Source organism: Pseudomonas sp. DSP3-2-3 (assembly GCF_049898225.1).
Classification (GTDB): Bacteria; Pseudomonadota; Gammaproteobacteria; order Pseudomonadales; family Pseudomonadaceae; genus Aquipseudomonas.
Window position 1 is genome coordinate 32,478 of sequence record NZ_JAFCXH010000006.1, and the last position, 12,757, is coordinate 45,234.

Below are 12,757 nucleotides of genomic sequence, written 5' to 3' on the forward strand. Positions count from 1 at the left end.
TCCATCACATTTAATTTCACATTTCCCGCCGGTGATCGGCGGGCGGAGCATTGTCATGAGCAAGGTAACTCTCGATGAGTGGGCCGCCGACCAGTTCCGGACGCCGCCGACGATGAACACCCTCCGCAAATGGGCGCGCGAGGGACGGATTGCGCCCAGCCCTGTAAAGCACGGCCGCAGCTACTATGTTGAAGCTGAAGCGCAATACACCGAACCCGAAAAGCCAATCGTCCGCATCATGGGCGGCAGCCTGATCAGTCGAATAGCGAGTGCACGAAATGGTTCCAAGGCCGCGTAACACCGGATCAAAAGACTTGCCACCCAACTTGTACAGGAAGACCGATAGCCGAAACGGAGTAACTTATTACTCCTACCGCGACCCTATAACAGGTCGAGTGTTCGGCCTGGGCAAAGATAAGGATGAGGCGATTCGTGAGGCCGTCGCCGCCAACCATGCAGAAGTGCTCAAGCCGACACTGACTGCGCGCATCGCGGAGCCTGTTATAGAAAGAGGCAAAACTTTCGCAGAATGGCTGGTGGATTATAAAGTCGAATACCTGGAAAAAAATCTGTCCAGCCACACCATGCGAAGTTTTAAAAGCCGCATCGTGCGCCTGGAAGAAAGATTCGGACATATGCCAGTTCGAGAGATAAGGACCATGGATGTGGCCGCGTATCTAACGGGCTTCGCCAAGGAAGGAAAGGCCAATATGTCAAAGGCATTAAGGTCTATGTTGCGCGATATCTTCGCAGAAGCCATTGCGGCCGGCTTATGCGATATCAATCCCGTCGACGCAACGAAAGCGGCGCGGGCGAAAGTTACGCGGGAACGTCTCAGCCTGGAGTTATGGAAGGCGATTTACGATACAACAGATCGCCCATGGCTGAAGCGAGCAATGGAACTTGCGCTGCTAACTGGCCAGCGCCGCGATGACATTCGATCCATGCTCTTCAAGGATGAGCAGGATGGTTTTCTTCATGTTGTACAGTCGAAGACCGGGGCCAGGCTTCGAATAAACACCGCGCTCCGCTTGGAAGCCATCGGTCTGGATCTGGCGACAGTGATCAAACGCTGCAGGGATCGCGTTTTATCGCAGCACATGGTCCACCATTCGCAATCAATCGCGAAAGTAAAAGGAGGGTCCGCCCTTACCCGGGAAACCATGACGCGAATATTCGCCAAAACCCGAGATAAGGCCGCTGCTGCCTATGGCATTCAACTCAGCGACCATCCACCAAGTTTTCACGAAATGCGATCCTTGGCAGCCCGCCTTCATGCAGCTGAAGGGCGAGATCCTCAAAAGCTGCTTGGCCACAAAAGCGCAGCGATGACTGACGTGTACCGTGACAGTCGCGGCACTGAGTGGATCGACGTTGCTTAGTTTGAGATTGGAGTTTTGTGGCGATATTGGGGAGGTTTTGGGGAAGAATTTAAACTAATTAAAATCAGAGACTTACAAATGGCACATGTCCTTATGGAACACGGCCCGCTGCTGCCGCGCTTCACGCAGCAGCGCCTTGACCCCTTCGTAAGTAGTTGGCAAGCCACAGGCCAGATTATCCGATGGGATCGCAGAGTCCTGACCAAAAGCCACATGGGCAAACGGCTCGTGAAAGACCTCAAAATCCTGACGCTCGATGAACACTCGCTCCAATACGGTTGAGCGCGAGCGAGGATGAGCCCATAACGCTATCATCCGATTCATGACAGCCCACCTGCGCAAGCTCGCAGGTCGGGTGTCTGCCTTGGCGGCAGCCCCATTCGTAGCGACTCGATGAAGCCGTCCAGCTCAGGTCGTGCGCCACAGGCATACTCATGCGCCGTGACAAATGCCGGGTGCAGCGAGAACCCTTCAGGTTCCAGGCCGCCCAATTGGTAGGCATCCTTGAAGTAATCGATGCGCAGCAGTTTGTCGAGAATCTGGCTCGGGATTGCCAGACTGCGGGCAGGCAAAACCGGGCGGCCTGCTCGCTCGCGGCGCAGCAAAAACTCGATAATTGGCGCCGGCAAGGTATAGAGAGTGGTGCGTTCGCCGGTGCGCTCAAGGTGCCAGCAATGTTCACCTTGCTGCCCTTCGCCATCCACCTTGATGCTGGCGATCAGCAGGCGAACCGGGCTTTGCGTGGCGGCGAGCAGCGTCTGAATCGCATCATAAACCGCCAGTTCAGCCCATCGTTTATCCTCAGTGGTCAACCCGATCCCGAGCGCCTGAGCCTGTAGATCAAAGGCTTCGGGCGCACCGAAACGACCGATCATGAAGGTGATGACATACCGCGCCTGGCTAATATCCACGCCCAGACGACGCGCCTTTGCGCGTCCACGCTCGACAGCCTCAAGACCGGCGGCAAACTGCGAAACGGTAAAGCAGAACGTGTTGTTGATCGAACACCCCTGAGCGACGAGTTGTTCAATCGCCAGATACCCAGCCTGGCTTCCGGGAACCTTGATCATGATATTCGGTGCCAGCCTGGACAATTCCAGGCCATGTTTGACTATTGCCGAAATATCTTCGCCAAGAAACGGATCAACTTGAGCGGATACCCAGCCGTAACGTTTACCTGAAGTACGCCACATCACGTCTAGTTGACTGGCTGCGTCCAGAACAAGCTGGCCATAAATATTACAACGACGCTGTGTAACATCCAGGCGCTCATCCCAGCTATTGATTCGCTCCGCCCAGCAATAATCAGCGCGTAAAAGAGCTGCATTGATGAGCCGTGGATTGGTCGTAACACCCGTTATTCCGGAAAAATCTTTAGATAAAAACCCCGGCAATAGAGCATCGATAATACCTCTCAATTCATGATAGCGATCCACCATTACTGACTTGAAACCCTCATAGCAGGCCGGCGAACCATCCCACCAAACTTCCGAATCCGGATTAGCATTTTTCAAAAGCCAGGCATATCCCAAACCAGCCATTACAGGCTCCAATGAGCAGTCAACTTAGTACTTCTCGGCGCCGGTGCGCAGAGCGCCGAGAAAATGCGTTATTAGTATTGGTCGTGACGCCGTCTTGGTATTGCAATAAAGATGGATCCCATCGTTACACCTGTCAAACGGGTTACAGTGGTTTACTGAGCACAATTGGATATAAGGATGACAAGTTTAATTTCGGCCGGACGAATATTTGCGCCGTCCGGAAATAATCCACTGAATCGGTTTGCCAAGGTCGCAAGTTAAAATATCGGGATATAAGCGTCCGCCGGGAGCCTGCGTGCGTCTGCTGGTGATGACTGGCTGCGTTGCCCCGTTCCGGGGAGTCTCCTATGCTAGAGCGGTTACGACACGCGACGTGGGTTTGTCACCCGCTGGCGTTACAGACATCGCCATTGTGCGAGGCTGAATAAATAGATAACGGCCGCAGAGCTGAAGCCCCACCTGAACCAAGGAAAAAACCGTGAATCCACCTTCCGACCGCTACACGTACAAGGCCCGCTGGTTTCACTGGGCAATGGCAATCCTGATCGTGCTGGCCTATGCGCTGATCCTGAGCCGCACGCAGTTCGAACGCGGCTCGCAGTTGCGGACCCTCGTGGTGCAAACCCACTTCTGGGTCGGCATTGTGGTGCTGATCATGGCGTTTTTTCGCATCGTCGAGCGTCACCGGCATACACCGCCAGGCATCACGCCGCCCCTCGAAGGCATTCTGCGCACCGCCGCCACGCTTTCCCATTACCTGCTGTATGCATTTTTGTTTGTCCAGCCAGTGCTCGGGCTGCTCACGGTATTGATCGAAAAGGGTTCGCTGCCGATTCCTCTGACTCAGTTGCTGATCCCGTCGCCCTTCCCGGTATCCGAAGACATCGCCGAATCCCTGGAAGACATCCACAAGCTGCTGGGGACGATCTTTTATTACGTGATCGGTCTGCATGTGATTGCGGCGATCTGGCATCACTTTGTGCGCAAGGACAATACAGTCAAGCGAATGGTCTGAGGTTTAGCCCAGCATAAATGTGGGAGATTCTATCTTTGGGGTGAAGCCCGAGTGATCGTCGTTGGAGATTCTATGTCTGAGGGCAACCGCTAGGCGCCGCAGATGTATTGTCTGAACCGACGCCTTCCCGGCTAAAGCCGGTCCCACTAGATCGCGCTGGTTTTGTGGGACCGGATTTATCCGGGAAGACGGCATTCCAGTAGACGCAAATGCATCGGCTTTATGTCCTATCGCGAACGTTGCGTAGATCCGTTGGAGCGAGGCTTGCCCGCGAAGGCGTCGTTTCTGGTTTGGAGCTTCGGCGGATGTACCGGCCTCTTCGCGGGCAAGCCTCCAACAACAGAATCTGGATAAATCCAACCCCATTGTGGTCCGCGAGACGCCGGCGGGGAAGCACCGCATAAACTATTTTGTTACGCCCCCGGCGTCGACTCGGAGGCGGCAAGGTATGATCGCGGCGCTCGCCTCTGGGTCTCTGGATTAAGGATTTTCCATGCATAACCGCTTGCTGACTTCCCTGGCACTTGCCGTGGGTGCCACCGTTTGTGTCCAGGCTCAGGCCAGCAGCGATGATTCCTGCTACCCAAGCTGGTCGATTTTCAATAACGATCTGGATGTCTGCAGCAACCTGCCCTTTCTCAGCCCCGGCAACGACAGCTCGGTCAACCTGCGGCTGTTGCTGGCCAACGCCGGACGGCTGGAATTGACTCCGGCGGCGCTGAACAAAGACGACCTGGCCGAAGGCTATGGTGAGGTGCCGTTCGCGGTGTACCGTCTGGCGCCAGTAACGGGCGGTACCGAGGAAGAGCCATCGGAAGGCGCAGCGGAGAAAGAAACCAACGACGTCATCAGCTTGCAGGAAATGCTCGACACCTTGGGGGTCAAGCGCGAAGCCACGGAGGTGGCCGGCGACTCGCTGGTCGATGGCGAAGGCAGCCGTTGTCGCAGCAACAACGAAGACAGCACCACCGACTTCATTCGCCAGGTGGTCAGCACCCCTGAACTCAATCCGGCCGAACGTGCATCGTTGGCCAGCAGCCGCGTACAGATGCTTTCAGCCTGCGCCTGGGAACCGGAGCAACTGAGCAGCCTGCTGCCTGGGGACATCAAGTCACCCATGGGCAAGGCTTTCCTCGGTTATCTCAATGCGGCGGGTGATTTTTACAGCGGGCGCTTCATCGAGGCGAGCAAAGGCTTCACCCTGCTCGCCGACAACCCGCAGGAGTGGCTCAAAGACACGGCGCTGTACATGATCGGCCGCACCGAGTTGAGCCTCGCTCAGGACAAGGCGTTCGAGTATGGGGAATTGAAGGTCGAGCGTGTCGATCAGGCTGCTGCACAACGCGCCGAAAGCGCCTTCCTCAACTACGTTGATGCCAACCCGTTCGGCCGCTACTCGACAAGTGCGACCGGCTTGTTGCGCCGCGTCCACTGGCTGATGAACGACAACGCCAGGCTCGCTGCAGACTACGACAAGCTATTTTTCGCCGACAGCGAGGATTTCAAACTCGAAGCGGCCGACTATGAGCCGCTGATTCGCGAAGCCGATCTGAAAATGGTCACAGTGAATACCAAGGCGCTGAAGACGCCCCTGTTCGCGGCAGTCAACGATTTGATGTGGATGCGCGGTCAGTCGAAAAACAAACTGACCAAAGCTGCCCTGCTCGCGCAGAAAGACACCTTCGCCCAGCAGCCCGAACTGTTCACCTATTTGCAGGCGGCCTTTGCACTGTATGTGGAGAACGACGCGGTTACCGCCCTGCAACTGTTGCCGAGTTCCATACCGGACGAATTGAATTACCTCGCGTTCAGCCAACAGATGTTGCGTGGCCTGGCCTTGCAAGCCGATCAGGAATGGAAAGAAGCACAAACCCTGTGGCTGCAATTGATCCCGCTGGCCAAATTGCCCCTGCAACGCGAGCAGCTCGAACTGGCACTGGCGATGAGCTACGAGCGCGATCAACAACTGGCCAAAGTCTTCGCTGCAGACTCGCCGATCAAGTCGGAAAAGGTGCGTTTTATCCTGCTCAGCCACACCGCCGACGCCAATCTGCTGCGCCAGCAAATCACTCAGGGCCAGAACGACACAGAACGTAATACCGCACTGTTCGTGTTGCTCTACAAGGACCTGCTGCGCAGCCAGTTCGCCGCGTTCGCCGACGACATCAAGCAACTGCCGCAAGCGCCGTCGCCGGACAAACTGAGCTACAGCCTCAGCTATACCTATAACCAGGGCCAGCCGCTGACCCTGTTCCGCTGGACAGGCGACAAGGCCGAGTCCGGCTACCTGTGCCCGAGCATCGTCGAGACCGCCGCCGCCCTGCAAGGCGATGCCAAAAACCCGCAAGGCCTGAACTGCCTGGGCGAGTTCATCCTGCGCAACAACCTGGACAGCATGCCGCTGGATCAAGCGCGGCATGCCGATTTGCTCGGCGGCACCGCACCGGGGTTCGCCGGCGAAGTCTTCTCCCGCCAGACCGGCTATCAAAGCGTTATCGCCAATCCGAAAGCGGGCCATGAAGACAAGGCCTATGCCCTGTTTCGCGCCATCAATTGCTATGCGCCTTCCGGCAACAACGGTTGCGGTGGCAAAGAAGTGACCCCGCCCGCGCGCAAGGCCTGGTTCAAACAACTCAAAAGCGGCTTCGCCGATACCCGCTGGGGTAAATCCCTGCAGTATTACTGGTAATCGCCATGCGATTCTGGCTGGTAATGTTCTGCTTGCTGCAGATGATTGCGGCCAATGCAGCGGTAAACGCCGACGATTACCAGGCGTTCTGGCTGTGGGGCGGCGTGTCCTCTCAGCCGGCGCTGAACAACGCCAGGACGTTGTACGTGCTGCAAGGCCAGATCAGCAGCTCACGAAGTGAGCAGCATCGGCGAGTCAACTTCGTCGCCCAGGGCATGCCAGTTGCGAAACTGCCTCAGGCTGAGGTCTGGGTGGTCTATCGCGCCCACACCCTGCGCTGGCCCGAGCCGGTCTACCGGCAGCTGTTGGGTCAGGTCAACCGCTGGCGTCAGGCGGGCAATAACGTGGTGGGTATCCAGGTCGACTTCGACGCGCGCACCCGCTATCTCAACGAATACGTCGATTTCCTGCGAGTCCTGCGCCAACGCTTGCCGCAAGACTATCGCTTGAGCATCACCGGCCTGCTGGACTGGAGCAGCAACGCCGACGCCGAGGTCATCGGTCAGCTCAAAGGGGTGATCGACGAAGTGGTGGTGCAAACCTATCAGGGCCGCCACAGCATTCCCGATTACGCCGCCTACCTCCCGCGCATGAACCGCCTTGGCTTGCCGTTCAAGATCGGCCTGATCCAGGGCGGCGAATGGCAGGCGCCGGAACATCTGCAAGACAGCCCGTGGTTCAGAGGTTATGTGGTGTTTCTGCAAAACCCGTGAGGATTTCGTCGGTGGCCAGCACTGTGGCGTATTCGCCATGCAGATTTCCCAACGACATGGCGTGGACTTCTTCCGCGCTGTGCGGCGTGCCAAAAAAATCAGCCTGATCAAAGGTAAAGCAGGCGTCATGGGCCACGATCACCTCAAAACCCAGGTTGCCGCCGCTGCATGCGGTGGACTCCACGGAATTGTTGGTTGCGACCCCGACAATGACCAGTTGATTGATTGAATCGGTTCGCAGCCACTCCTCCAGCGGCGTCCCGTAGAAGGCGTCGGGCACCTGTTTTTGAATCTCCGCTTCACCGTTGACCGGTAAAAATTCCGGCTGATACTCCACGCCTGACTGTTCGGGCCAGAACACTGAAGTCGGCGTGCGGGAAAAATGCCGCACGTGAATCACCGGCCGCTGGCTGCTGCGCCATGCCTGCAACAGCTTGCGCATCTTGGCATCGGCCTGGGGATTGTTGCGACGGCCGAGTTTCGGATGCTGTATGCCTTGTTGCATGTCGATGATGACCAATGCGGCATTGACGAGAATTTCCATAAAGGACCTGGCTCCGTTTGAAAAGGGTTAGATCGCGCTGAACACCTGGGCGAGGTTCTGCCGGGCGAACTGTTCGATGACAAAATCGACAAACGCCCGAGTTTTGCCCGGCAATAATTTGTGCTCGCTGTAATAGAGAGAAATGTTGCCGTCATCTACATACCAGTCCGGCAACACCCGCTGCAACGCACCGCTGCGCAAATAAGGCACGGCAAACGGCATGCTGACCAGCGCGATCCCCAAGCCTTGCTCAGCCGCAGCGCAGGCCGCTTCCGAGTCACTCATGGTCATGCGTGCCTTGAGGCTCAGCGGGCTGTGTTCCTGATTGCGATGGGTCAGCGGCCAACTGCGGATTCGACCGGTCTGTGGCGAGCGAATCAAAATTCCCGGATGGTCGTGCAGATCTTCGGGATGCTTGATGTCCGGGTGTTCGACAAGATAATCCGGCGACGCCACCAGGACGCGATGCGCCGGGGTCAGCTTGCGTGCGACGACCCCTTGGGGCAGATCGAAACCGCCACCAATCCCGGCATCGAAACCCTGTCCGATCAGATCCACCTGACGGTTATCGAAATGCCAGTCCGGCGTTATGGCCGGATAACGTCGCAGGAATTCGCCCAACAACGGCAGGATATAAAGACGCCCAAACACCGTACCCATACTGACCTTGAGCGTGCCAGCCGGCTGCCCTTCGGCGCTGGCAAGGTTGGCGACGGCGTTCTGGATGGTATTGAGGCTGGCGCTGACCTCGCCAAGAAATCGCTGGCCGGCTTCGGTCAAAGTCAGACTACGCGTACTACGCTGGAACAACCGCACGCCCAGTCGCGCTTCCAGCTTGGCGACGCTCTTGCCCACCGCCGCAGGCGTCAGGCTCAGGCGCCGCGCAGCCTCGGCAAAGCTTCCGACTTCGGCACTGCGCACAAAGCATTCGATGCTGCTGAAATTTTCCATGGCGACGGATTCTAAACTTTTGGTTTACACAGACTATCGCAATTACCCGCTACTCAGGATGCAATCGACACCGGATACTGGCGCCCATCAACTCAACTCCCCAACGATCTGGAGAACCACATGACTCAGCAAACAGTCCTCAGCGGTAAAGTAGCACTCGTGCAAGGCGGCTCACGCGGCATCGGTGCGGCCATCGTCAAACGCCTGGCCGAGCAAGGCGCGGCGGTTGCCTTCACCTTCGTCAGCTCCGAAGCCAAGGCCCGCGAACTGCAAGACAGCATCACCGCCAACGGCGGCAAAGCCCTCGCCATCCACGCTGACAGCGCCGACGCCGACGCCATCCGTGCAGCAGTAGACAACACCGTGAAAACCTTCGGCCGCCTGGACATCCTCGTGAACAACGCCGGCGTTCTGGCCATCGGGCCGCTGGAAGAGTTCAGCCTGGAAGACTTCGACCGCACGCTGAGCATCAACGTCCGCAGCGTGTTCATCGCCACTCAGGAAGCCGCGCGGCACATGGGCGACGGTGGACGCGTCATCAATATCGGCAGCACCAACGCCGACCGCATGCCCTTCGCGGGTGGCGGCGTCTACGCGATGAGCAAATCGGCACTGGTCGGCTTGACCAAAGGCCTGGCCCGCGACCTCGGCCCACGTGGCATCACCATCAACAACGTGCAGCCCGGCCCGGTCGATACCGACATGAACCCGGCCAGCGGCGACTTCGCTGAATCGCTGATCCCGCTGATGGCCGTTGGACGCTACGGCCACGTCGAAGAAATCGCCAGCTTCGTCGCTTACCTGGCAGGCCCGGAAGCCGGCTACATCACCGGCGCCAGCCTGACCATCGACGGCGGCTTCGGTGCCTGATCCCGCCCATCCGCTTCTTCAGGATGCGGCCGCGCACCACCCGGACGCGCGGCCAACTCCTGGTATTTGCTTAAGCGCATGAAAATTCTGAAAAAAACCTTTGCGTTCGGCAAAGCCTTCGACTACATTAGCGCGCCTCGACAGACCAACGGTGTGACGAGATTCGGTGAGGTGTCCGAGAGGCTTAAGGAGCACGCCTGGAAAGTGTGTATACAAGAAATTGTATCGAGGGTTCGAATCCCTCCCTCACCGCCATATTAGAAACACGCTAAAGCCCCGACTTTTCTTGTGAAAGTCGGGGCTTTTTCGTTTGTGCGCACTTTTTCAAAAGCCTTTGTAAATGTAAGTTAGCGCCGGATTTGGCACCACTTGGCGCAGCCTTTTACCCTAACTCGATCAACCTCCGCGCAATCCACTCCGCGACCTGCGTAACATCGGCGTTTCCGGCAGCGAAAGCCTCTGCAAAGGTGACAGGTTATGCGCGCCTCAGTGGCGCACGCCTTCAAACTGTTGGGCGTGAAGAAATCGATCGGCAAAGAGAGCCCGGTTGTAGGATTAGTATTATTTACTCGCCAGTCATGGAATATTGACGAAGCCCAACAACAGGCCGCTTCAACAAATAAACCGCACGACTAAGGAGGGCACCATGCAGCACACCTATCGGTTCATCGTTGGACCAGAACACGAGATCGCAAGCATCACAACCGAAGGTGCGATGCCCCATATCCGCGTAGGCGCGCACATAGACTTAGTCGCTGACGGATATCAACAGCCGCCGCAGACTCACCTCCACATCCAGGAGATATCTGTGATCCTCCACCAGATGAGCGGGAAGGTAGTCAGAAATGACATTCTTGTTCACTGCGTGGAGATGCCTGGCTTAGCTAACTGAGATCGAAAGGAGCAGTGAATGGGCTGATTTCTCAGAGAGTGGGCTTCAGGCCAGACACCGAATTGAAGCTTTGAATCTTAGGGCAAATTCGGGCAGGGCCAGCCCGCAGCCGCTCAAGGCGGCTCGGACAATCATGATTGGTAGTCTGACTACGTTTTGCCCTGAACCTGCCAGGGCATACGAACTTATTGGGTGATCATGATCCGGGTTGTTTTGTCGTTATCGACTTTAATGCGATGGGCAATGACTCCGCCCTGTTTCTGCAGGGCGCCACCGTATCCTGTTGGAGCAAACCAGCTCACCTCGGCATCAATGAAATAAGGACCAGGCGGTATATCGGTAAACTTGAATGTGCCGGTGCCGTCGGCCTGGGTAGTCCGGACATATTTATCGTGCTTTGGGTCGGGGGCGGCAATAGGCTTCATTTCAATCTGAGTCAAACGCCACCATTGTTCGCTATAACTGGTCACGGGGAACAAGTAAACCGTAGTGCCTGCTCCGTATTTGACCTCTCCCCCCAGAGTCTTCAGAAATGCCTGGCCTTCAATCACGCCAGTACCCACCTGAGGAAGACGCTGATATTCCGATTCGTTCAGTGGTACTCGCGGTACTGGAGGCGAAGACATGCAGCCGCCCAGCATCGATACTACGGCCATAGCAAATGCAACTTTCCCTAACTTCATGACGCGACTCCAAAAATGAGCAGCGACTCTACCACCGTAAATAACGTGCTGCCACAGACGTCCCGTCTGTTCTTCTAGAAGAAGGGGGAACTTTTCGGTTGGTGAAAGTTCAATCAGCGCCAACATCCAGATGCCACGCCGCCGCCTGACTAAGCCAGGCGAGTCTTGGCCAAGCGCGGTTCCTTGAACTTCACGGTCGGTTCTTTACTGATATAGCAATGCCATTTCGCGAACGCCTGTTCCTGACGAGAGCGAGCGATTCGCCACTCATTAGTTCCAACATCGCCGATGGCGAAAGACATCATTTCCGCCGTAGCGATGTTCAGGTCATTTAGAAGATCACCGCTTCCTTCTGAAACGATTTTAAGATGAGACATTTTTTACGGTCTTCTTGAGTTGATCCTTGTCAGACCATGACTTTCGGGTTTGGCACCCTCTATTTTCCTGGAGCTGACGACTGGTAAGTCACAAAACGTCCCTTCTATTCGGTATCAGAGTGGATACAACGCCTTACGGGAGATAGAGGCCGCAAGAATGGTCCCGATACCAATCACGATTGGTTCATTAGTCGGCCGTCAAGAGCCTGTTAATTACCCGTATCTTAGTGGCAAGAGTTGTTTTATCCTCCGATGAAGTGTCAATTCAATGAGACTGAAAGAGAACAATAATTGGACAGGAAACAGTAATGGGGACGTCTACTGTGCAGGAAAACTTCGCTTACTGGTGGGCAACGCAGGGGCCGTGGGTTGAAGAACCCAACGTGCGGCGCAGTGGTACCAGCGGCGTTCAGCGAGTCGTTCATAACGGGACCATCGTTTATGTAAAACGGCAGACCGGGCACCTTTACCGCAGCCCCCGTTATCCGTTCGGCAGGCCGACTGTCCTGCGCGAAGGGCGTGCACTGACCAAACTTGATCAGCTGGATGTGGCAGCGCCCAAGCCGATCTTTTACGGTATTCGCCGGACGAACATCTGCGTTTATTCGAACGGCTGGCGTTCCTGCTGTCGCGCCTGCACCTTGGCTACTGGCAACACAGCTGTATGCGGTCCAAACATATCTTCGTCAAAGTCGTGACCTCCATTGACGGCCCGCAATTCGAACTGGCCCTGCTCGACCTGGAAAAATCCCATCGCCGGATCACATCCCTGGGAGCTGCGCGCCACGATCTGCGTCAATTGCGTCGTCATTCGTCCTGGACTGATATCGAGTGGGCGTATTTCCTCAAGGTGTATCACGCCGAGTTTGGCAGGTCTGTGTAGCGGGATCAGTTTTACCTGCTTCGAACGACATTCAAGCGTCGATTCTGTTGGAGCGAGGCTTGCCCGCGAACATAGAATCTCCAACGGAGTGGGATTCCTGCCCGAAGCTTGGTAGACCCCAGCTACACGGCGCAATCTCCTACAGAACTCTCCGTAAATTCGGATTTATCCGCAAAGCCAATTGCGTTGCACTGGAAGCCAACCGGGGTATCGCGCA

General features: G+C 56.4%; 13 protein-coding genes, 1 tRNA gene and 2 pseudogenes. 10 read left to right on the forward strand and 6 right to left on the reverse strand.

Annotation, left to right across the window (positions count from 1 at the left end; all coding sequences use genetic code 11):
* Positions 1 to 55 precede the first annotated feature (55 nt).
* On the forward strand, positions 56 to 298 hold the full coding sequence (locus tag ACP7E4_RS09010) for an excisionase (RefSeq protein WP_426113461.1): 243 nt from the start codon (positions 56 to 58) through the stop codon (positions 296 to 298).
* On the forward strand, positions 279 to 1,382 hold the full coding sequence (locus ACP7E4_RS09015) for a phage integrase Arm DNA-binding domain-containing protein (RefSeq protein ID WP_426113592.1): 1,104 nt from the start codon (positions 279 to 281) through the stop codon (positions 1,380 to 1,382). The genes ACP7E4_RS09010 and ACP7E4_RS09015 overlap by 20 nt, the downstream gene beginning before the upstream one ends.
* Positions 1,383 to 1,460: 78 nt before the next feature.
* On the opposite strand, the pseudogene ACP7E4_RS09020 reads toward ACP7E4_RS09015, so the two are convergent.
* Positions 1,461 to 1,706 (reverse strand): annotated as a pseudogene (locus tag ACP7E4_RS09020) (sulfotransferase family protein); the annotation flags it as partial.
* Positions 1,703 to 2,923, reverse strand: coding sequence for a transaldolase family protein (locus ACP7E4_RS09025; protein ID WP_426113459.1), 1,221 nt, complete (start codon positions 2,921 to 2,923; stop codon positions 1,703 to 1,705). The gene ACP7E4_RS09025 and the pseudogene ACP7E4_RS09020, both read right to left, overlap by 4 nt.
* Positions 2,924 to 3,401: 478 nt before the next feature.
* Here ACP7E4_RS09025 and ACP7E4_RS09030 point away from each other — a divergent pair, with 478 nt between their 5' ends.
* The 3 genes from ACP7E4_RS09030 (at position 3,402) to ACP7E4_RS09040 (ending at position 7,340) form a co-directional block, all read left to right on the forward strand.
* Positions 3,402 to 3,938, forward strand: coding sequence for a cytochrome b (locus ACP7E4_RS09030; RefSeq protein WP_426113457.1), 537 nt, complete (start codon positions 3,402 to 3,404; stop codon positions 3,936 to 3,938).
* Positions 3,939 to 4,431: 493 nt separating this feature from the next.
* Positions 4,432 to 6,627 carry an outer membrane assembly lipoprotein YfiO gene (locus tag ACP7E4_RS09035; RefSeq protein WP_426113455.1) on the forward strand — a complete coding sequence of 732 codons (2,196 nt, stop codon included), beginning with the start codon at positions 4,432 to 4,434 and terminating at the stop codon, positions 6,625 to 6,627.
* Positions 6,628 to 6,632: 5 nt separating this feature from the next.
* The gene (locus ACP7E4_RS09040; protein ID WP_426113453.1) at positions 6,633 to 7,340 is read left to right on the forward strand and encodes a DUF3142 domain-containing protein; all 708 of its coding nucleotides are present in this window, start codon (positions 6,633 to 6,635) and stop codon (positions 7,338 to 7,340) included.
* On the opposite strand, the gene ACP7E4_RS09045 is transcribed toward ACP7E4_RS09040, so the two are convergent.
* Both ACP7E4_RS09045 and ACP7E4_RS09050 read right to left on the reverse strand, forming a co-directional pair.
* Positions 7,306 to 7,884: a cysteine hydrolase family protein gene (locus tag ACP7E4_RS09045; RefSeq protein ID WP_426113451.1), complete on the reverse strand. Its 579-nt coding sequence runs from the start codon at positions 7,882 to 7,884 to the stop codon at positions 7,306 to 7,308. The genes ACP7E4_RS09040 and ACP7E4_RS09045 overlap by 35 nt on opposite strands.
* A gap of 27 nt (positions 7,885 to 7,911) precedes the next feature.
* Positions 7,912 to 8,835 carry a LysR family transcriptional regulator gene (locus ACP7E4_RS09050; RefSeq protein WP_426113449.1) on the reverse strand — a complete coding sequence of 308 codons (924 nt, stop codon included), beginning with the start codon at positions 8,833 to 8,835 and terminating at the stop codon, positions 7,912 to 7,914.
* 120 nt (positions 8,836 to 8,955) lie between these two features.
* Here ACP7E4_RS09050 and ACP7E4_RS09055 point away from each other — a divergent pair, with 120 nt between their 5' ends.
* From ACP7E4_RS09055 to ACP7E4_RS09070, 4 genes are all read left to right on the forward strand, one after another.
* On the forward strand, positions 8,956 to 9,705 hold the full coding sequence (locus tag ACP7E4_RS09055) for a 3-oxoacyl-ACP reductase family protein (RefSeq protein ID WP_331151304.1): 750 nt from the start codon (positions 8,956 to 8,958) through the stop codon (positions 9,703 to 9,705).
* 165 nt (positions 9,706 to 9,870) lie between these two features.
* Positions 9,871 to 9,960: transfer RNA gene (locus ACP7E4_RS09060), tRNA-Ser, on the forward strand.
* Between the two features lie 222 nt (positions 9,961 to 10,182).
* Complete coding sequence (locus ACP7E4_RS09065) at positions 10,183 to 10,341, forward strand: hypothetical protein (RefSeq protein ID WP_426113447.1); 159 nt, start codon at positions 10,183 to 10,185, stop codon at positions 10,339 to 10,341.
* 10 nt (positions 10,342 to 10,351) lie between these two features.
* Entirely contained in the window at positions 10,352 to 10,597 is a 246-nt protein-coding gene (locus tag ACP7E4_RS09070; RefSeq protein WP_426113445.1) for a hypothetical protein, read from the forward strand.
* A 185-nt stretch (positions 10,598 to 10,782) separates the two neighbouring features.
* Here the strand turns inward: ACP7E4_RS09070 and ACP7E4_RS09075 are convergent, their stop codons facing one another.
* Together ACP7E4_RS09075 and ACP7E4_RS09080 are read right to left on the reverse strand one after the other, a co-directional pair.
* On the reverse strand, positions 10,783 to 11,406 hold the full coding sequence (locus tag ACP7E4_RS09075) for a hypothetical protein (RefSeq protein WP_426113443.1): 624 nt from the start codon (positions 11,404 to 11,406) through the stop codon (positions 10,783 to 10,785).
* A gap of 23 nt (positions 11,407 to 11,429) precedes the next feature.
* Complete coding sequence (locus ACP7E4_RS09080; RefSeq protein ID WP_426113441.1) at positions 11,430 to 11,657, reverse strand: hypothetical protein; 228 nt, start codon at positions 11,655 to 11,657, stop codon at positions 11,430 to 11,432.
* 308 nt (positions 11,658 to 11,965) lie between these two features.
* Here ACP7E4_RS09080 and ACP7E4_RS09085 point away from each other — a divergent pair.
* Positions 11,966 to 12,540: pseudogene (locus ACP7E4_RS09085) on the forward strand (lipopolysaccharide kinase InaA family protein).
* The last annotated feature ends 217 nt before the right edge of the window (positions 12,541 to 12,757 follow it).